At 65.8% G+C, this 18,616-nt stretch carries 15 protein-coding genes and 2 tRNA genes; 10 read left to right on the top strand and 7 right to left on the bottom strand.

Features of this window, described 5'->3' with window-relative positions; all coding sequences use genetic code 11:
- Window positions 1-144 precede the first annotated feature (144 nt).
- On the top strand, window positions 145-1,152 hold the full coding sequence (locus tag OHQ90_RS33145; RefSeq protein ID WP_328404270.1) for a 3-isopropylmalate dehydrogenase: 1,008 nt from the start codon (window positions 145-147) through the stop codon (window positions 1,150-1,152).
- A 1,274-nt stretch (window positions 1,153-2,426) separates the two neighbouring features.
- Here the strand turns inward: OHQ90_RS33145 and OHQ90_RS33140 are convergent.
- The gene (locus OHQ90_RS33140; protein ID WP_328404268.1) at window positions 2,427-3,614 is read right to left on the bottom strand and encodes an MFS transporter; all 1,188 of its coding nucleotides are present in this window, start codon (window positions 3,612-3,614) and stop codon (window positions 2,427-2,429) included.
- 401 nt (window positions 3,615-4,015) lie between these two features.
- Between OHQ90_RS33140 and OHQ90_RS33135 the strand changes: the two genes are divergently transcribed.
- The 4 genes from OHQ90_RS33135 to OHQ90_RS33120 all read left to right on the top strand — a co-directional run bounded on the left by OHQ90_RS33135 (window position 4,016) and on the right by OHQ90_RS33120 (window position 6,809).
- Complete coding sequence (locus tag OHQ90_RS33135) at window positions 4,016-4,792, top strand: fumarylacetoacetate hydrolase family protein (RefSeq protein WP_328404266.1); 777 nt, start codon at window positions 4,016-4,018, stop codon at window positions 4,790-4,792.
- A 116-nt stretch (window positions 4,793-4,908) separates the two neighbouring features.
- Window positions 4,909-6,396 carry a glutamate--tRNA ligase gene (gene gltX, locus OHQ90_RS33130; protein WP_328404264.1) on the top strand — a complete coding sequence of 496 codons (1,488 nt, stop codon included), beginning with the start codon at window positions 4,909-4,911 and terminating at the stop codon, window positions 6,394-6,396.
- Window positions 6,397-6,516: 120 nt separating this feature from the next.
- A tRNA-Gln gene (locus OHQ90_RS33125) sits at window positions 6,517-6,588 on the top strand.
- Window positions 6,589-6,736: 148 nt separating this feature from the next.
- Window positions 6,737-6,809, top strand: a tRNA-Glu gene (locus OHQ90_RS33120).
- Between the two features lie 701 nt (window positions 6,810-7,510).
- On the opposite strand, the gene OHQ90_RS33115 is transcribed toward OHQ90_RS33120, so the two are convergent.
- The 3 genes from OHQ90_RS33115 to OHQ90_RS33105 form a co-directional block, all read right to left on the bottom strand.
- Window positions 7,511-7,696 carry a DUF5302 domain-containing protein gene (locus OHQ90_RS33115; protein ID WP_328404262.1) on the bottom strand — a complete coding sequence of 62 codons (186 nt, stop codon included), beginning with the start codon at window positions 7,694-7,696 and terminating at the stop codon, window positions 7,511-7,513.
- Between the two features lie 173 nt (window positions 7,697-7,869).
- On the bottom strand, window positions 7,870-8,370 hold the full coding sequence (locus tag OHQ90_RS33110; RefSeq protein ID WP_328404260.1) for a PPOX class F420-dependent oxidoreductase: 501 nt from the start codon (window positions 8,368-8,370) through the stop codon (window positions 7,870-7,872).
- 33 nt (window positions 8,371-8,403) lie between these two features.
- On the bottom strand, window positions 8,404-9,105 hold the full coding sequence (locus tag OHQ90_RS33105) for an IclR family transcriptional regulator (protein ID WP_328404258.1): 702 nt from the start codon (window positions 9,103-9,105) through the stop codon (window positions 8,404-8,406).
- 166 nt (window positions 9,106-9,271) lie between these two features.
- On the opposite strand from OHQ90_RS33105, the gene leuC reads away from it, so the two are divergent.
- The 3 genes from leuC (at window position 9,272) to OHQ90_RS33090 (ending at window position 12,230) form a co-directional block, all read left to right on the top strand.
- The gene (gene leuC, locus OHQ90_RS33100) at window positions 9,272-10,696 is read left to right on the top strand and encodes a 3-isopropylmalate dehydratase large subunit (protein WP_328404256.1); all 1,425 of its coding nucleotides are present in this window, start codon (window positions 9,272-9,274) and stop codon (window positions 10,694-10,696) included.
- A 106-nt stretch (window positions 10,697-10,802) separates the two neighbouring features.
- On the top strand, window positions 10,803-11,411 hold the full coding sequence (gene leuD, locus OHQ90_RS33095) for a 3-isopropylmalate dehydratase small subunit (RefSeq protein WP_328404254.1): 609 nt from the start codon (window positions 10,803-10,805) through the stop codon (window positions 11,409-11,411).
- Between the two features lie 156 nt (window positions 11,412-11,567).
- Window positions 11,568-12,230, top strand: a complete 663-nt coding sequence (locus tag OHQ90_RS33090; RefSeq protein WP_328404252.1) for an HU family DNA-binding protein — start codon at window positions 11,568-11,570, stop codon at window positions 12,228-12,230.
- Window positions 12,231-12,303: 73 nt separating this feature from the next.
- On the opposite strand, the gene OHQ90_RS33085 is transcribed toward OHQ90_RS33090, so the two are convergent.
- The 3 genes from OHQ90_RS33085 to cofC form a co-directional block, all read right to left on the bottom strand.
- Window positions 12,304-13,248: an NUDIX hydrolase gene (locus OHQ90_RS33085; RefSeq protein ID WP_328413283.1), complete on the bottom strand. Its 945-nt coding sequence runs from the start codon at window positions 13,246-13,248 to the stop codon at window positions 12,304-12,306.
- 20 nt (window positions 13,249-13,268) lie between these two features.
- Window positions 13,269-15,431, bottom strand: coding sequence for an RNA degradosome polyphosphate kinase (locus tag OHQ90_RS33080; protein ID WP_328404249.1), 2,163 nt, complete (start codon window positions 15,429-15,431; stop codon window positions 13,269-13,271).
- Window positions 15,432-15,591: 160 nt separating this feature from the next.
- Window positions 15,592-16,290: a 2-phospho-L-lactate guanylyltransferase gene (cofC, locus tag OHQ90_RS33075; RefSeq protein WP_328404247.1), complete on the bottom strand. Its 699-nt coding sequence runs from the start codon at window positions 16,288-16,290 to the stop codon at window positions 15,592-15,594.
- Between the two features lie 31 nt (window positions 16,291-16,321).
- Between cofC and OHQ90_RS33070 the strand changes: the two genes are divergently transcribed.
- Window positions 16,322-17,332, top strand: coding sequence for an NAD(P)H-dependent glycerol-3-phosphate dehydrogenase (locus tag OHQ90_RS33070; RefSeq protein WP_328404245.1), 1,011 nt, complete (start codon window positions 16,322-16,324; stop codon window positions 17,330-17,332).
- 77 nt (window positions 17,333-17,409) lie between these two features.
- Complete coding sequence (locus OHQ90_RS33065) at window positions 17,410-18,510, top strand: D-alanine--D-alanine ligase family protein (protein WP_328404243.1); 1,101 nt, start codon at window positions 17,410-17,412, stop codon at window positions 18,508-18,510.
- Window positions 18,511-18,616 lie beyond the last annotated feature (106 nt).

The following is an 18,616-nucleotide window of genomic DNA, read 5'->3' as shown; positions in this document are numbered from 1 at the left end:
TGCTGTTCGCTCGATGGGATACGTGCGGACGCATAGCGTCGGCCCGGGTTCGCGAAGGCATCCGAATATCAGGGCGGGCGCGTACAGCTCGCCGTGAACCCGGCGACGCCGGTGACCGGCAATACTGAACGGAGCATTGTTGTCATGAAGCTTGCTGTCATCCCCGGTGACGGAATCGGTCCCGAGGTCATCGCCGAGGCACTGAAGGTGCTCGACGTGGTGGTGCCCGGCGTCGCGAAGACCGAGTACGACCTCGGTGCCAAGCGCTACCACGCGACCGGTGAGATCCTCCCGGATTCGGTGCTGCCGGAGCTCAAGCAGCACGACGCGATCCTGCTCGGTGCGATCGGCGATCCGTCGGTGCCCAGCGGTGTGCTCGAGCGCGGGCTGCTGCTGCACACCCGGTTCGCGCTGGACCACCACGTGAACCTGCGGCCGTCGAAGCTGTATCCCGGGGTGACCAGCCCGCTGTCCGGCAATCCCGACATCGATTTCGTCGTCGTGCGTGAAGGCACCGAAGGGCCGTACACCGGCACCGGCGGCGCGATTCGGGTGCGGACCCCGCATGAGGTCGCCACCGAGGTCAGCACCAACACCCGCTTCGGCATCGAACGCGTCGTGCGCTACGCCTTCGCCAAGGCGCAGGCCCGCCGCAAGCACCTCACCCTGGTGCACAAGACCAACGTGCTGACCTTCGCCGGTTCGCTGTGGCAGCGCACCGTCGACGAGGTCGCCACCGAGTTCCCCGACGTGCAGATCGCCTATCAGCACATCGATGCCGCGACCATCCACATGGTCAACGACCCGGGCCGCTTCGACGTGATCGTCACCGACAACCTGTTCGGCGACATCATCACCGACCTCGCGGCCGCGGTGAGCGGTGGCATCGGCCTGGCAGCCAGCGGCAACATCGACGCCTCCGGCACCAACCCGAGCATGTTCGAGCCCGTACACGGCAGCGCCCCCGACATCGCCGGCCAGTCCAAAGCCGACCCCACCGCCGCCATCCTGTCGGTCTCCCTACTGCTCAACCACCTCGGCAATACCGAAGCAGCCACCCGCATCGAGTCCGCAGTAGCCAAGGACCTCGCATCCCGCACCGGCACCGCCTCCACCACCGAGGTCGGCGACCGAATCGCCGCCGCAGTCTGACCAACCACCCACCCCCCGCGCCCGAAACCAGGCGCGGGGGCTGCGTGTCTCCCTCCACCTTCCGCCGAACGGCACACGGCAAGGAGTCCTCTCCACTATTGCCGTACCCACGTCCCGTTCGGGGTGCGTCTCCGCCTGGTGCACGGTCGGCTTGCCGGTGTGCCGTAGTCATGTGCCGCTCGTGAGCGTGTCGCCGCTGAGGTGGTACACGACGTTGGCCCGCCCGGCCATCTGCTGCAGCCTTGTGCCCGTAGGTGTGTCGTACTGAGCGGCACCTGGTGGTGGGCGTCTCTTGGTGCTTGCCGCGTCCATGCGTCAGTCGTGGGTGCGTCTTCGCCGAGTGGTACACCACGGCGGAGGTCTCGGTGTTTCCCGCAGCCAGGTGCCACCCCGCGGCGGGTTGGAGATGTGGAACCCATCGATGGCTGGTGGTGTGAAGGTTCGGCGACGATCTTCACGCTGGAAGCTGTGGGCCTGCTTGCCCGAGTTGCGAAAAGAAAGCCGGGTGCCCACATGACTCGCCCCGCATTGCCCAGGTGAACCCTTGGAGGGCAATCGAACTGGGCAGCGCGCTCCGGGGTTCGAAGGGTTTGTGAACGCGACCACCGCCGGTCTTCACGCTGGAAGCCGTCTGCCTGCCTGCTCGAGTTGTGGAAGAGAATGTCGGGTACCCCACTCGACGCGCCCTGCACTGCCCGGTGAACCCTTGGAGGGCAATCGAACTGGGCAGCACGCTCCGGGGTTCGAAGGGTTTGTGAACGCGACCACCGCCGGTCTTCATGCTGGAAGCTGTGTGCCTGCCTGCTCGAGTTGTGGAAGAGAATGTCGGGTACCCCCCACCCGACGTGCCCAGCACTGCCTGGGTGAACCTGTGGAGGGCACGCGGAACTTGGGCAGTGTGCTCTGGGGTTCGAAAACCGAGCTCACCTTCCTCGGTGCAGCGCCGCCGACTGGTAGGCGGAGCGGGGGTGGCGTGCCCCGGGTTGGGAAGGTGAGGTCAGCTTCCAGCGGTGTTCCAGGCAGTGATGGGTGCGTTGTGTGCCGTACCCGGCTTTCTCTTCCGCAGCCTGGGCGGGCAGGCACGCGGCTTCCGGCGTGAGGGCTGGTTGTGGTTGCGTTCCACATACTTTCGGTATCGAGGGTAGTGAAATGGTGGTTGTCGAGGCGGTGTGAGCCACCATTTCTCTCACGTCGATCTGAGCAGGCTGGGTGTAAGGACTGCCTGTGGTTGTGTTCCAGTGATTGGTGGTGAAAGTGGTGGTCCCTCAGGGGTTTCAGGACTGTTGTTCGGTTCGGTGGTGGGTGGGGACCAGTGGGATGGCGGCTGCTGCCAGGACTGCTGCGGCCAGGTAGGCGGTGGGGAAGCCGGTTGCGGTGATGAGGGCGCCGAAGGCGGGCGGGATGGCGGCCATGGCTAGGTTTTGGCCGGTGTTCTGGATGCCCAGGCCGCGGCCGCTCCAGTAGGGGCCTGCGATTTCGGCGACGGCGGTGAAGGCAAGTCCGTTGTCGGCGACTGTGATTACCGATGCCGCGATCAACAGGGGGATGGCTGCCCACCAGGAATGTGTCCATGCGGTCAGAGCCAGGCCGGCCATGGCGAGCACGGCGGCGATGGCGACGGTGCGCAACGGACCCAGTCGGCTGCCGACCCGATCCGACCAGTGACCGGCGCCGATTCTGCCGAAGGCGCCCAGGATTTGGGTTGCGGTGACCAGCGCGCCCGCGGTCGTCAACGACCAGCCGACATCGCGGTGCAGCCACAGCAACGCGAAAGTCCACACCGTGCCCTGCGGTACACACAACAGCACGGATACCGCGTGGATGCGCCACAGGGTGGAATCACCACGATAGGGATTGGCCCGATCGGCTGCTTTGCCCTCGGGGCGGGGTGGGTCGATGATCCAGATCAGGCAGCCGATGGCGGCGGCGCCCGCCATGACGGTCGGAACCAAGATGGCGACCGAAATCCCGTGTGCCGCAGCGACGGCGGGGATCGCCAGCGCGCCGACCCCGACGCCCAACGGCTGTGCGGTCTGCCGAATCCCCATCGCCAGGCCACGCCGATGCGGCGGAAACCAGCCGACAATGACGCGGCCGCTGGCGCCGTTGGTGCTCGCGGCGCCGATGCCGCCCAGGAACAAGAGGATGCCGAAGACGACGTAGTTCGACGCTGTTGCGGCGGCGGTTCCCGCCGCGAGCATCAGCAGTGGTCCGCCGACCAGTACCTTGCGCTCGCCGATGCGATCGACGAGGTAGCCCCAGGCGATCAATGTGCAGACCAGCCCGACCGTGGGCATCGCCACCAGCAGGCCTGCGGTGGCCAAGGGCATGCCGCGCGCGGTCAGTGCGGGCAGCAGGAACGGAACGCCGTGGATGAAGACCGCGCTCGAGGACTGTGCGAAGACTCCGAGGCCGAGCATGGACCACCGTCGGACCTCGCGGATCTGCGTCACGGTAGCCATCGGCCTCACCTCTTAATCTCATAATGTGGAACTATGTTCTCACTGAATGAACATCGGGTCATACCGTACACCCGGTCGGCAACCCGATTTCGGGTTCGTGCTGTCGATCGGGTCACACGGTCGCGGTTCCCGCGCGAGCAAAATGCCGTAAGCATCGCTACTGACGCACCTGCGACGGAGCCGGTCTCACCAGCGACCGTCTATGGCCCGGTCGCGTTCGAGCAGCCCGAAGCGCATGCGTCGCAGGGGTGAGCCTTGGCTGCTGGGCTGCAGGCCCGTTCGCTGAGTGGTTCGGCCGCTCGGTCGTGAGCCTCCTGGGTCGCGAACACGCTGTCGCAGGCGCCGCAGATCCGGTGCAGGCGCGTTCGGGCAGGTCGAAGGTGGTGGATAGACTGCGGGTCATGCGTCTAGGTCGAGTTGCCAGTCCCGATGGGGTCGCTTTCGTCAGCATCGAGGGAGAGGGAAGCGACACCGTCGCCAAGGAGATTGCGGAGCACCCGTTCGGTACGCCGACGTTCACCGGGCGGAGTTGGCCGCTGGCCGACGTGCGCTTGCTCGCGCCGATCCTGGCGAGCAAGGTGGTGTGCATCGGCAAGAATTACGCCGCACACGCGGCCGAGATGGGTGGGCCTGCCCCGGAGGATCCGGTGATCTTCCTCAAGCCGAATACCTCGATCATCGGACCGAACGCGCCGATCATCTTGCCGCCCAGTTCCTCTCAGGTCGACTATGAGGGCGAACTGGCCGTGGTGATCGGGCGTCCGTGCAAGGACGTGCCCGCAGCGCGGGCCATGGACGTGGTGCTCGGCTACACCGCCGCCAACGATGTCACTGCCCGTGATCAGCAGCGTCACGATGGCCAGTGGACCAGGAGCAAGGGCTACGACACCTTCTGCCCGCTCGGCCCATGGATCGAAACCTCCTTGGACCCATCGGATCTGGAGATCATGACCGAGCTGGCGGGCGAGGTTCGCCAGCGCAGCCGCACTTCGCTTCTGCTGCACGACATTCCGAAGCTCATCGAGTGGGTCAGCGCCGTAATGACGCTGCTGCCCGGCGATGTGATTCTGACCGGGACCCCGGAGGGCGTCGGCCCGGTGCAGGCCGGTCAGCAGGTATCGGTGACCATCGAAGGCATCGGCACTCTCACGAATCCTGTTGCGGCTAAACAGCGTTAGCGACCGCATGTCGGTCGCTCGAAAGAGTCCGTCAGCGACTACTTGTAGGTCGCTCGAAAGGGCCCGCAGACGATTGCTTGCGGGGTCGCTCGAAACAACCTCATCGAAAGAGAGCCATGACTGAAGTACGGGTCCGTTTCTGCCCGTCGCCCACCGGGACACCGCATGTCGGCCTCATCCGGACGGCGCTGTTCAACTGGGCGTACGCCCGCCATACCGGCGGAAAATTCGTCTTCCGTATCGAAGACACCGATGCGGCACGCGATTCCGAAGAGTCCTACCGCGCAATTCTTGATGCGTTGCGCTGGCTCGGCCTCACCTGGGACGAAGGCCCGGAGGTCGGCGGCCCGTATGAGCCATACCGGCAGTCGCTGCGGCGTGATTTGCATCTCGATGTGGTGGCGAAGTTGCTGGAGGCGGGAGAAGCGTACGAATCCTTTTCCACGCCTGAGGAAGTCGAGGAACGCCACCGCGTTGCGGGCCGCGATCCGAAACTGGGGTACGACAACTTCGACAGGGATCTGACGCCCCAGGCGATCGAGGCCTACCGGGCCGCCGGACGCCCGGCGGTGATTCGGCTGCGGATGCCCGACGAGGACCTCACCTGGCACGACCTCGTGCGCGGCGAGACCACGTTCAAGGCGGGCACCGTGCCGGACTTCGCGCTGACCCGGGGCAATGGCGACCCGCTCTATACGCTGGTCAACCCGGTCGACGACGCGCTGATGAAGATCACCCACGTGTTGCGCGGCGAGGACCTGCTCTCCTCGACGCCGCGTCAGCTCGCCCTTTACCGCGCATTGCGCCGCATCGGGGTGGCCGACTTCACCCCCGAATTCGGCCATCTGCCGTTCGTGATGGGGCAGGGCAACAAGAAGTTGTCCAAGCGTGATCCGGAGTCGAATCTGTTCGCCCATCGCGATCGCGGATTCATCCCAGAGGGTTTGCTGAATTACCTAGCACTACTCGGCTGGAGCATCGCGGACGATCACGATGTGTTCTCGATGGCAGAGATGGTTGCCGCCTTCGATATTTCGAAAGTAAATTCGAATCCGGCCCGTTTCGACCAGAAGAAGGCCGACGCGCTGAACGCTGAACATATACGGTTGCTGGAGCATGGTGATTTCGCTCACCGACTGCGTGAGTATCTGACCGAACACAACCACATCGGCGCCGAAATCGATGAGAAGACGTTTGCGGCGGCGGCCGAACTGGTGCAGACCAGGATCGTGGTGTTGTCCGATGCGTGGGATCTGCTGCGATTCCTGTTCGCACCCGTAGAAGAGTTCGCGATCGACCCGGCTGCGGGGTCGAAGAATCTCGGTGCGGATGCCACTCCGGTATTGCAGGCCGCAATTGCCGCGCTGGAGCCGTTGGCGCAATGGTCGACGGCCACAATCGAGGAAGCGCTGAAAACGGCGCTCATCGATGATCTGGGGCTCAAGCCGCGCAAAGCCTTCGCGCCGGTGCGCGTCGCGGTGACGGGTTCACACATCAGTCCGCCGCTGTACGAGTCGTTGGAGCTGCTCGGCCGCGAGGTGACACTGGAGCGGTTACGGTCGGCGCAAGAGTGGACCGCAACGGTGTCAACCGAGTCGGTTTAGCCGAAAACAGGCCGCTGACCAGCCGATTTGTAGTTACCCGGGCGCTGTTTGGTACTCTCTTTCTCGGCCAGGAACACGGCCTCGGAGTCAGCCAGACACGAGGCCGAGCGCCCGGCGCATTGGGGTATGGTGTAATTGGCAACACAGCTGATTCTGGTTCAGCCATTCTAGGTTCGAGTCCTGGTACCCCAGCGGAGTTTGTTGTCGACCTCGGTTCGCGGCCGAAAGATCAACAGCAACCGGCGATTTGGTCGCCGAGCTTCGGCCGGTTAAGCTGGCCGAGCTTCCACTGATCGAAAGATCATACGGATGGTCACCACGAAAGTGGGAGATCAGTCCTGGCCCCGTCGTCTAGCGGCCTAGGACGCCGCCCTCTCAAGGCGGTAGCGCGGGTTCGAATCCCGTCGGGGCTACAACGCGTGAAAGGCCCATGCTCATGGAGAGCATGGGCCTTTCGCGTTTCCGCGTGTTTTGTGGGGGTGCAACCCCCACACCCCGCCCGGAGGGCTGCGCCCCCGGGACCCCCGGCCGGCGGGCTGCGCCTGGCCGGGCCTGCTGGGTTTGGGCGCGCTTCCGTCTCGGCTCGACCTTCGCTTCGCTTGTTGCTGGCCCTCGACTTGGCCGGTTGTAGGCCTCGGCTCCGCTGGCGGTAGCTGTTTGGATGATCCCGCTTCGGCCGGCATGCTCGCTGAGCTGAGCTGAGCTGAGCTGAGCTGAGCTGAGCTGAGCTGGGCCGCGCTGAGCTGAGCTGGGCCGCGCTGAGCTGCGCTGGGCCGCGCTGAGCTGGGCTGGCTGCTTGCGCTGGCCTGCTTGGCTGTAGCTGCGTGGAGGGGTCCTGCTTCGGCCGATCTCCGCGCCGGCTGGTGGTCTTGGCCCTGCTCGGCTGTATCCGTGTGGAGAGGGCCCGCTTCGGCCGATCTCTCCGCTCCCTTGTTGCCAACGCCGGCTCGGCTGGCCCCATGGACCTTGCCCTCCGCGCCTGGCCTCTGCTCGGCCGGCCCTGGGACGTCGGTTGTCGTGCGTCGATTCGCCGCTGTTCGGGTCCTGTCGTCCCGCTCAGGGCATAAGTAAGGCCCTCCAGTCGGGTGTCTGGAGGGCCTTCTCGGGTCGGCGGTTAGCCGCTCTTGCGCCGGAACTCACGCTTGTGGCTGGCGTTACCATGTGCCGACGTGGCCTTGGACCGTCCGTCCAGGTGATCGGACGCCTTGGCGGACTGCTGGTTCTTGCGATCCAGCGCCTCCTTGAACTTGCGCTTCACCTCTTCGGCACTGCTGCCGTTGGAACTATCCGCTTCCGCCATCGCCTGCTCCTCGTCGTCGCGGCCGCGCCGCTCGTCCTCCGGACGTACGTGCGGGGCCGATTCGTGTCGAACTCTGTGACGCTAACGCGCTTACACCGCTGTGTCAGGCGGATTTCGGTCGCGCCGCGCCGGTCTATTCCAGCTGTGTGGTCAGGCTCTCACTGGTGCGGGGATCAGTCGAGCGCGTTGGCGGTGGTGCCGCCGAGCGGCAGCATGGGCAGGCCGAGCTTGCGGTGATCCCAGCTGCGCAGCCGCTCCGGCACCACGCGCACTGCCACGCGCTTATGCAGCATCTGCTCGACGAGGGGGCGGACGTCCTCGCTGTAGGGCCCGGTGTAGCGCTCCCACACGCTGACACCGACCGCGTATAGCTTGTCCGCGTCGTCGATGATCTCGGCGTGGCCTTCGATCGAGACGCCGCGCAGGGTGTCGTAGGTCTGGCCGGCCTCGACCATGCAGGTGACCCGTGGGTCGCGGCGCAGGTTGACCGCTTTCTGCGACTTCGCCTTGGTCTCGAACCAGATCTCGCCGTCGATCAGCGCGTACCACATGGCAGTCAGGTGCGGTGTGCCCTTGGGGCCGATGGTGGCCAGGGTCGCGATCCTGCTGCGCTCCAAGAAGTCGGTGATCTCGGTGTCGGACATCACGATCTGTGCCCGTTGGTTTGCTCCCATGGGGCAACTGTAGAGACTGATTACTAGAACGTGTTACAGGCGCTTGTGTAATGCATCGGCCGCGGCGACCAGGTCTGCTGCCCAGCGCGCGCCGGGTCGCCTGCCCATGCGATCGATCGGGCCCGATACCGACACCGCGGCGATTACGGCGCCCCCTGCGTCGCGCACGGGCGCGGAGACGCTTGCCACGCCGCTTGCGCGTTCGGCGGCGCTCTGTGCCCAGCCGCGGCGGCGCACCTCGGCAAGCGCGCGCTCGCCGAAGACTGCGTCGGCCAGGATCATGCGCTGTAGCTCGGGGTCGGCCCAGGCGAGCAGCACCTTGGCCGCGGATCCCGCGGTGAGCGGCAGTCGGGCGCCGATGGGAACGGTGTCGCGCAGGCCGACATTGGGCTCCAGGGCAGCCACGCAGATTCGTGCGTGACCATCGCGGCAATAGATCTGGACGCTCTCGCCGGTGATCTCGCGCAACCGCGGCAGGACGACCGTCGCGGCCTCGTTCAGTGGGTCGGTGGCGCCGGCGGCGAGCTCTGCGAGCGCCGGTCCCGGCCGCCACAGGCCGTTGTTGTCGCGGGCGAGCAGGCGGTGCACTTCGAGGCCGACGGCCAGCCGGTGAGCGGTGGCGCGCGGTAGGCCGGTGCGGGTGCACAGCTCGTTGAGACCGCAGGGTTGCTCCGCGACGGCGTAGAGCACTGACACCGCTTTGTCGAGGACGCCGATACCGCTATGCTGTCTCATAGAACGATACTAGCGTCTCGGATGTTGAGATCGCCAATGTTGAGGAATCGACGTGGACGGCTCATTCCATCCCCTGGCGCCGTTATCCACAAACCTGTGCAGTCGGCCCTCGCGCACTCAGCCCAGATCGCGCGGACCGGATGCTCGTCGGAAAGGGTGATCGAGAATGGCCGAACGCGCACTGACGCTGGCCGAGAAGGTGTGGGAGCAGCACGTCGTCGCTCGCGGCGAGGGTGAAGGGGCCTCGCGTGAGCCGGACCTGATCTACATCGATTTGCATCTCGTGCACGAGGTGACCAGTCCGCAGGCCTTCGACGGGCTCCGCGCCGCGGGCCGCGAGGTCCGCCGCCCCGACCTGACCATCGCCACCGAGGACCACAACGTCCCGACCATTGATATCGATCGGCCGATCGCCGACCCGATTTCGCGCACCCAGGTCGAAACATTGCGGCGCAATTGTGCGGAATTCGGTGTGCGGCTGCACCCGATGGGCGATCTCGATCAGGGCATCGTGCACGTGGTCGGGCCGCAGCTCGGCCTGACGCAGCCCGGTACGACGGTGGTGTGCGGCGACAGCCACACCTCTACCCACGGCGCGTTCGGCGCGCTGGCGATGGGTATCGGCACCAGCGAGGTCGAACATGTTCTTGCCACCCAGACACTCTCGCTGCGCCCGTTCAAGACGATGGCGATCACCGTGGACGGCCGATTGCCGGACGGTGTCACGAGCAAGGACCTGGTTTTGGCGGTGATCGCCGAGATCGGCACCGGCGGCGGTCAGGGCTATGTGCTCGAGTACCGCGGTGAGGCAATCCGCGCCATGTCGATGGAGGCGCGAATGACGATCTGCAACATGTCCATCGAAGCGGGCGCACGAGCGGGCATGATCGCCCCGGACGCGACGACCTATGAATTCCTCAAAGGTCGCCCACACGCGCCGCAGGGGGCCGACTGGGATGCCGCAGTGGCCGCCTGGGAGGCGCTGAAGACCGACGAGGGCGCGGTTTTCGACGCTGAGGTGCATATCGACGCCAGCGCGCTGTCGCCGTTCGTCACCTGGGGCACCAACCCGGGACAGGGTGCGCCGCTGGGCGACGCCGTGCCCGACCCGGCGCAGATTGCCGATGAGACCGCGCGTGAGTCGGCGGAGAAAGCGCTGCGGTACATGGATTTGGTGCCCGGTACTCCGCTTCGTGATGTGGCGGTGGACACCGTATTCGTCGGATCGTGCACCAACGGACGTATCGAGGATTTGCGTGCGGTGGCGGGGATTTTGAAGGGACGTCACGTTGCCGATGGCGTGCGAATGTTGGTTGTACCGGGCTCGATGAGGGTTCGAGCACAGGCAGAAAAAGAAGGACTCGGCGAGATTTTCACGGCGGCGGGCGCCGAATGGCGGCAAGCGGGTTGCTCTATGTGCTTGGGAATGAATCCCGATCAGCTGGAGCCGGGTCAGCGCTGCGCATCGACCTCGAACAGGAACTTCGAGGGCAGGCAGGGCAAAGGTGGCCGTACGCACCTTGTTTCCCCGCTCGTAGCGGCCGCGACAGCGGTCAGGGGCACCCTATCCGCGCCGGCGGATCTGAACTGAGCTGCCCCCGGAGAGATCCCGCCGCGGCGGGGGTCAATCCCGCCGCAGGCACTCGGATCAATCCCGTTGCCCGCCCAAATCGCCTACCGACCCAGGAGAATCAGTTATGGAAGCCTTCACAGTGCACAAGGGGATCGGAGTGCCGTTGCGCCGATCCAATGTCGACACCGATCAGATCATTCCTGCGGTGTACCTGAAGCGTGTGACCCGCACCGGATTCGAAGACGGGCTGTTCGCCGCATGGCGATCGGATCCGAACTTCATTCTGAACACCGAGCCCTACAAGCGGGGCAGTGTGCTGGTGGCAGGTCCGGATTTCGGTACCGGATCCTCACGTGAGCACGCCGTATGGGCGCTGTCGGACTACGGCTTTCGGGTAGTCATCTCATCCCGCTTCGCCGACATCTTCCGCGGCAATGCAGGCAAGGGCGGTGTACTTGCCGCACAGATGTCACAGAACGATGTCGAAATGCTCTGGAAGTTGATCGAGGAACAGCCCGGTCTCGAATTGGTTGTAGACCTCCAAGCGCGCACGGTGACGGCCGGAACCGTCGTGTTGCCGTTCGATATTGATGACTACACGCGGTGGCGTCTGCTGGAAGGATTGGATGACATCGGGCTCACGCTGCGGCGTAGCGACGCCATCGACGAGTTCGAAAAGGCAAGGCCAACTTGGAAACCCGCCACCCTGCCGGCACGTATTTCGCAAGCGTAATCACCCTGCGTAGATAGCTGTACACCCCTAGGGGCGGTAGCTGGACGTGTGCTAAACCACATGAATTTTGGCGTGGCACATAGACTCTTGCCCATTGTGGGTTTACCGTGGTACCTAGTCGGTCCGACGACGGGCCATTAGTCTGCGGAGGATTCAATGAACAAGGCGGAACTGATCGACGTTCTGACCGAAAAGTTGGGTACGGACAGGCGCACGGCCACCGCGGCAGTCGAGCACGTGGTCGACACCATCGTGCGCGCGGTGCACAAGGGTCAGAGCGTCACAATCACTGGATTCGGTGTGTTCGAACAGCGTAAGCGTGCGGCTCGCGTAGCGCGGAACCCGCGCACCGGCGAAACCGTCAAGGTGAAGCCCACTTCGGTGCCTGCATTCCGTCCGGGTGCTCAGTTCAAGGCCGTTATTGCGGGTAAGCAGAAGCTGACCGCGAGCGGCCCCGCCGTCAAGCGCGGCGCGAATGCGCCGGTAGCGGCGAAGAAGGCGGCCGCCAAGAAGGTGGCGGCGAAGAAGGCAGCCGCAAAGAAGGCCACCGCTACCAAGGCGCCCGCCAAGACCACGGCGAAGAAGGCAGCCAAGAAGGCACCGGCAAAGACCACCGCCCGCAAGACCGCGGTCAAGGCAGCCGCGAAGAAGGCTCCGGCCAAGGCCGCGGCCGCCAAGAAGGCTCTGGCAAAGAAGGTTGTGGCCAAGAAGGTTGTGGCCGCCAAGAAGACCACAGCGGCCAAGAAGACCACCGCGGCAAAGAAGGCGCCCGCCAAGAAGACTGCGGCGAAGAAGGCTCCGGCCCGTCGGGCTCGCTGACGCCGAGGCTCCACCGAAACGGCCCCGGGTTACCCCGGGGCCGTTTCGGTGTGTCAGGACCGCGCAGCGGGTGTCAGGACTTCACGATGGCATCCGACAACGAGCGGTCGAGATGGTCTGCGGCGACGAGCCGTCCGGCCGCGAAGGACAGCACCCACGCGCTGCCTTTGCGATTGCGAGCGGAGGGCAGGGTAATGCCGTCCCGGTCGGCCCACGAATTCAGCAGATCGGGAATCACCTTGCCCTGACTGCACAACACCCGCACCGCGCGATCGGAAACGAGTTCGCGTGCGCGCTCGCGGGCGGCGTCGGGCGCTGCGGCATAACCGGATTCGGAAAACAGCGGCTCGACGGCGATTTTCACACCCAGTTTCTCCGCCAGGGGCGCCACCGTCTGGACACAGCGCACCGGTGGGGCCGAATAGACCTCGGATGCGCCGAACGCCAGCAGATTCGGCGCCAGCGACTGTGCCTGGCCCTGTCCGGCCCGCTCCAGCGGCCGCTCGTCGTCCGGGCCGTTGAACCGGTCCCTGCTACCCGCCTTCGCGTGCCGCACCAGCAGCAGCGTGCTGGTGGCCGCCGGTAGCCGGGCGAACGCGCGCAGTACCTGCCGGTCCATGGGATAGGACAGCTGTTCCATTACCCGGTCGAGCGAGTACCACTTCAGTAGATCGACCTCGGAATTGGCGGCGAATGCACCACCCGACACCTCGGCCGACCAATAGTCGACGCGCTTGAGTTTGCGATGCCCGGGAATGGGATAAGTGACATGCCCGAGGTAGCGGCCGAGTCGGCAGTCGAGCCCGGTCTCCTCGCGCACCTCGCGCACCCCGGCGAGGACCGGCGTTTCACCCGGGTCGAGTTTGCCCTTCGGCAAGGACCAGTCCTGGTACTTGGGGCGGTGCACGACGGCGATCTCGACGGCGCCGGAACCACCCGGCGCCCTTCGCCACAACACTGCACCAGCGGCATGAATGTTGGCTGTCACTCGGGGATCCCAGAACGGTCCCCCGTCCATCTCGTATCCCGTGGCATCACTCACGGCTGATCTGGTCTCCGCAATCGCATCAGGAACTCTTGGTGGTCTCTCACTTGTTCGCCGTTCTCGCCTGCTCGTTGGGGCCTGGCATGCCAACTGCCATCGGCCTGCAGCACCCAGCACCGTGTCATCGGATGCAGTGCGGAGTCGAACACCGCGCCCATCTGCTCGGTGAGCCGTGGATCCTTCACCTGGGCCATCACTTCGACGCGACGATCGAGGTTGCGGTGCATCATGTCGGCGCTGCCGATCCAGTATTGGTCCTGGGCCTGGAAGTGCATGATCCGCGAATGCTCGAGGAAACGGCCGAGAATCGAGCGGACCTCGATATTGTCACTCATCCCGGGAACGCCGGGGCGCAGCCCGCAGATGCCGCGCACCACGATCTGCACCGGGACGCCTGCCTGTGATGCACGGTAGAGCGCATCGATCACTTGTTCGTCGACGATCGCATTGGCCTTCAACCGAATTCGCGCCGGAATGCCTTGTTGCGCCAGCTCCGTTTCGCGCTGGATCCGCTCGATGATTCCGGCCCGTACTCCTTGCGGTGCAACAAGTAGGTTGCGGTAGTTGGCCTTTCGCGAGTAACCGGTCAGCGAATTGAACAGGTCGGTCAGATCGGCGCCGATTTCCGGTGCGGCGGTGAGCAATCCGACGTCCTCGTACAGGCGTGCGGTCTTCGGGTTGTAATTTCCGGTGCCGATATGGCAATAGCGGCGGATGGTCGCACCCTCACGCCGCACCACCAGACACGTCTTGCAGTGCGTCTTGAGGCCGATCAGGCCGTACACCACGTGCACGCCGGCCTGCTCCAGGGCCCGCGCCCATTTGATGTTGGCCTGCTCGTCGAAGCGGGCCTTGATCTCGACCAGCGCGACGACCTGCTTGCCCGCTTCCGCGGCATCGATGAGCGCATTCACGATCGGGGAGTCACCGGAGGTGCGGTACAGGGTCTGCTTGATCGCGAGTACCTGCGGATCGGCGGCGGCCTGCTCGATGAAGCGCTGCACACTGGTGGAGAACGAGTCATAGGGGTGGTGCACCAGCACGTCGCCCTCGCGCAGCGCCGCGAACACGTTGCGCGGGGTCTCGCGCTCACCGAAGGCGGGCGGGGTCGCGGGCACATACGGCGCGTCTTTGAGGTTCGGCCGGTCGACGCCGTAGACCTGCCACAGGCACGACAGATCGAGCAGGCCGGGCACCTGGATGACATCGCCGGCGTCGACCTCGAGCTCACGCAGCAGCAGATCGAGCATGTGCTCGGTCATATCGTCGGAGACCTCGAGTCGCACCGGCGAGCCGAAGCGCCGCCGCGCGAGTTCGCGCTCCAGCGCCTGCAGCAGATCCTCGTCGCGGTCCTCGTCGACCTCGAAATCGGCGTTGCGGGTGATGCGGAACGCGTGGTGCTCGACCACCTTCATGCCGGGGAACAGCAGATCCAGATGCGCCGCGATGAGCCCTTCCATCGGCAGGAATGCCGCGATGAGGGAACCGGAGTCGCTGCGTCGCACCCGGACGAACCGATCGACGTTGTCGGGTACCTTCACCCTGGCGAAGTGTTCGCCGCCGGTGGCGGAATCCCGCACCGTCACCGCGAGGTTCAGGCTCAGCCCGCTGATGTAGGGGAACGGGTGCGCCGGGTCCACCGCGAGCGGGGTGAGCACGGGGAAGACCTGTTCTTGGAAGTGGCTCGAGAGGCGCTGGCGCTCATCGTCGTCGAGGTCGGTCCAGCCGATGATCGCGATGCCCTCGGCGGTCAGGGAGGGCAGGACGGAGTCGAGGAAGGCGCGGGCGTGCCGGTCGGCGATCTCCTGGGCCCGCGCGGCGATCATCGCCAATTGCTCGGAGGGCGAGCGGCCGTCCGCCGAGCGGACCGAAAGTCCGGTCTCGGCGCGGCGCTTGAGGCCTGCGACGCGGACCATATAGAACTCGTCGAGATTCGAGGCGAAGATCGCCAGGAATTTCGCCCGCTCCAGCAACGGCAGCGACTCGTCTTCGGCAAGGGCGAGCACCCTGGCGTTGAAGTCGAGCCAACTCAGCTCGCGATTCAGGTAGCGATCACGTGGCAACCGCTCGGCCTGCGAGTCCTCCGAAGGAGGTGTCGCGGCGGGCGGCGGCGTGGGCAGCAGTTGCTGCGACTTGACGGTTTCGGTATCACTCATGCCCGCGCCTCGCTGGCGCTCGGCTCTGACATGCGCGATGCGCGCTCATAGATGGTTCGCTCGCTTCGCTCACTCACGCACACGATCATCCCCTACAAAACCGACCGTGTGCAGCCGGACATCGTGATTGATATGAGCATCACCCTGTTGTGGCGATCATCTAGCACACGCGTCGAACCTGCTCGTGAACGTGACCTGGCCAGCCGATGTCGCACAGGACGGCCCGGGTGGCGTCCCCGGCTCCGAGATCGACAGCGAGATCGAGATCGTCGGCGGTGTCGACGTCCAGCCGCAGCCCCGGCCATTCGCCGCGCAGATCGACTGCGCCCGCGGCGATGTGCCGGCGGGCGGAGTCGGGTCCGAAGCGCGGATCGAGTGCGGTGGTGGCGGCGCGGACCAGTAGTGCCGCGGTGCCGGTACCCGCGTGGTCGACGACGATCGAGCGCACGCCCGGCGGCGCGGTCGCCAGCATGTCCGACAGTTCCTCCGGTCGCAAGGCGGGCAGGTCTGCCTGCAGGGCCAGTAGATCGATCGGACCGTGCCGATGCCGCAGCGCGCTCGCGGCGTCGGTCAGCGCGGTGTTCAGGCCGTCCGGATCGGCGGGATCGATCGCGTCCCGGCGTGGCTCGGGATGCACGGTGGCGCCGAGGGTGCGCGCCAGGTCGGCGACTGCGGGGTCAGGGGTGACGACCGTGACCGAGACGACCTGCGCCGCGGCAGCGGCAGCGGTCACGGTGTCGGCGAGCATGGCGAGCACCAGCCGCGCCCGATGCTCCGGGCGCAGCCGATCGGACAGACGGCTCTTGGCCCGGTCGAGGCTTTTCACCGCGATCACGGCGTGCACGGCGTGCGGACGCATGCGCCCAATCCTTCCATGGCATATTGGGCAGATGACGAGGGCTGCGGTGCTGGGCGCGGGATCATGGGGGACCGCGTTCGCGAAGGTGTTGGCGGAGGCGGGCACCGAGGTCACGATCTGGGCCAGGCGACCCGAGGTGGCCGAGGCGTTGGCAACCGATCATCGCAATCCGTTCTATCTGCCCGGCGTGCAGCTGCCCGCCGTCGCGGCTACCGATGATCATGTGCGCGCGCTCGCGGGTGCGGAGATCATTGTGCTTGCCGTGCCGTCCCAATCCCTGCGCGGAAATCTCGAGAAGTGGAACGATGCGATCGCGACAGCGGTGTCCGATCACGATGCCTCGTTACTCAGCCTGGCCAAGGGCATCGAAACCGGCACGCTATTGCGGATGAGCCAGGTGATCGGTGAGGTGACCGGGGCCGAGGCGAGCCGGATTGCGGTGCTGTCGGGTCCGAATCTGGCCAAGGAGATCGCCGCGGGACAGCCGGCGGCCACCGTGATCGCCTGCACCGACGCCGCACGCGCGGTGGCGCTGCAACAGGCCAGCGCGACCGGATACTTCCGTCCGTACACCAACACCGATGTGATCGGCTGTGAGATCGGTGGCGCATGTAAGAACGTGATCGCGCTCGCCTGCGGTATCGCGTCCGGAATGGGATTGGGCGACAATTCGATCGCCAGCCTGATCACCCGCGGGCTCGCCGAGATCATCAGGCTCGGGGTCGCGCTCGGCGCCGAACCGGTCACTCTCGCCGGGCTAGCCGGTGTCGGCGACCTGGTCGCGACGTGCACCTCGCCGCTGTCACGTAACCGGTCGTTCGGGCATGTGCTCGGCGCGGGTGGTTCGATGGAGGGCGCGCAGGCAGCCACACATGGGCAGGTCGCCGAGGGTGTGAAGTCGTGCTCATCCATTCGTGCGCTCGCGGCGGCGCACGACGTCGAGATGCCGCTGACGAACGCCGTGCACCAGGTCTGCCACGAGGGTATTTCGGTCAGTGCGGCGGTGGGTACCCTGCTCGGCAGACGGATCAAGCCGGAGTAGTTCCGAGCACCGCGTTGACCTCGGAGGCGTCCGGGCAGAAGGTGGGCGCGGCCGCGGTAACGGGTACGGTTCGGTGCATGACGAACCGGATCAGGGTGGCTGTGGTGTTCGGCGGGCGCAGTAACGAGCACGCCGTCTCGTGTGTGTCGGCCGGCAGTGTGCTGCGCAACCTGGATCCCGAACGGTACGAGGCGGTGCCGATCGGCATCACCGCCGAAGGCAGCTGGGTGCTCGGCAGCTCCGATATCGCCGCCCTCGGGTTCAGCGGCAGCAACGCCCTGCCGTCGGTGGACAGCACCGGCACTGCGCTGACCTTGGCCGCCGACCCGAGCCGGTCCGGCGCACTGGTCGCGCTCGACGATCCCAGCGCCGCATTGGGTTCGGTCGACGTGGTGTTCCCGATCCTGCACGGCCCGTTCGGCGAGGACGGCACCCTGCAGGGCATGCTGGAGCTGACCGGCATCCCATACGTCGGGCCCGGCGTGTTGGCCAGTGCGGCGGGCATGGACAAGGAATTCACCAAGAAACTGCTCGCCGCCGAGGGCCTGCCGATCGGTGTTCAGGCGGTGCTGCGACCAGGCACTGCCACAGTCAACGATACGGACCGGGCGCGACTCGGGCTGCCGGTGTTCGTCAAACCCGCGCGCGGTGGCTCCTCGATCGGCATCACGAAGGTCACCGACTGGAGCGAGCTGGACGCCGCCATAGCGACGGCACGCACGCACGATCCGAAGGTGATCGTGGAGGCAGGCATCGTCGGACGCGAAGTCGAGTGCGGCGTACTGGAATTCCCGGACGGCCGGATCGAGGCCAGCGTGGTCGCCGAGATCCGGATGCCCGCCGCCGACACCGACGTACCCGACTTCTACGACTTCGATACCAAATACCTCGACGACGTCTGCGAATTCGACGTCCCCGCCAAGCTCGACGACGACGTCTCCGACAGCATCAGGGAACTCGCGGTTCGGGCTTTCCGGGCATTGGACTGCCAGGGCCTGGCCCGCGTCGACTTCTTCGTCACCGCGGACGGCCCCGTGATCAACGAAATCAACACCATGCCCGGCTTCACCTCGATCTCCATGTACCCCCGAATGTGGGAAGCAACCGGAATCGACTATGCCTCGCTGGTTTCCACCCTGATCGAAACCGCACTGGCCCGAGGTACCGGCCTGCGATAGCCGCTGCCCGATCCCACACCCCTGTCGCCTGACACCCGTCACACACAGGGTTGCAGCTACACCCCGGGTGCGGATGCCATCCGGCCAGGTTGTGTCGTAGGACCTG

It is taken from the genome of Nocardia sp. NBC_00403 (assembly GCF_036046055.1).
Classification (GTDB): Bacteria; Actinomycetota; Actinomycetes; order Mycobacteriales; family Mycobacteriaceae; genus Nocardia.
Note: the sequence above shows the minus strand (reverse complement) of the source record. Positions and strands in the feature narration are given on the sequence as shown.

Bases quoted from the DNA above. Each gene is read 5' to 3' on its own strand.
- OHQ90_RS33145 (WP_328404270.1), top strand. From the start codon at position 145: ATGAAGCTTGCTGTCATCCCCGGTGACGGAATCGGTCCCGAGGTCATC.
- OHQ90_RS33140 (WP_328404268.1), bottom strand. From the start codon at position 3,614: ATGGCTACCGTGACGCAGATCCGCGAGGTCCGACGGTGGTCCATGCTC.
- OHQ90_RS33135 (WP_328404266.1), top strand. From the start codon at position 4,016: ATGCGTCTAGGTCGAGTTGCCAGTCCCGATGGGGTCGCTTTCGTCAGC.
- gltX (WP_328404264.1), top strand. From the start codon at position 4,909: ATGACTGAAGTACGGGTCCGTTTCTGCCCGTCGCCCACCGGGACACCG.
- OHQ90_RS33115 (WP_328404262.1), bottom strand. From the start codon at position 7,696: ATGGCGGAAGCGGATAGTTCCAACGGCAGCAGTGCCGAAGAGGTGAAG.
- OHQ90_RS33110 (WP_328404260.1), bottom strand. From the start codon at position 8,370: ATGGGAGCAAACCAACGGGCACAGATCGTGATGTCCGACACCGAGATC.
- OHQ90_RS33105 (WP_328404258.1), bottom strand. From the start codon at position 9,105: ATGAGACAGCATAGCGGTATCGGCGTCCTCGACAAAGCGGTGTCAGTG.
- leuC (WP_328404256.1), top strand. From the start codon at position 9,272: ATGGCCGAACGCGCACTGACGCTGGCCGAGAAGGTGTGGGAGCAGCAC.
- leuD (WP_328404254.1), top strand. From the start codon at position 10,803: ATGGAAGCCTTCACAGTGCACAAGGGGATCGGAGTGCCGTTGCGCCGA.
- OHQ90_RS33090 (WP_328404252.1), top strand. From the start codon at position 11,568: ATGAACAAGGCGGAACTGATCGACGTTCTGACCGAAAAGTTGGGTACG.
- OHQ90_RS33085 (WP_328413283.1), bottom strand. From the start codon at position 13,248: ATGGACGGGGGACCGTTCTGGGATCCCCGAGTGACAGCCAACATTCAT.
- OHQ90_RS33080 (WP_328404249.1), bottom strand. From the start codon at position 15,431: ATGAGTGATACCGAAACCGTCAAGTCGCAGCAACTGCTGCCCACGCCG.
- cofC (WP_328404247.1), bottom strand. From the start codon at position 16,290: ATGCGTCCGCACGCCGTGCACGCCGTGATCGCGGTGAAAAGCCTCGAC.
- OHQ90_RS33070 (WP_328404245.1), top strand. From the start codon at position 16,322: ATGACGAGGGCTGCGGTGCTGGGCGCGGGATCATGGGGGACCGCGTTC.
- OHQ90_RS33065 (WP_328404243.1), top strand. From the start codon at position 17,410: ATGACGAACCGGATCAGGGTGGCTGTGGTGTTCGGCGGGCGCAGTAAC.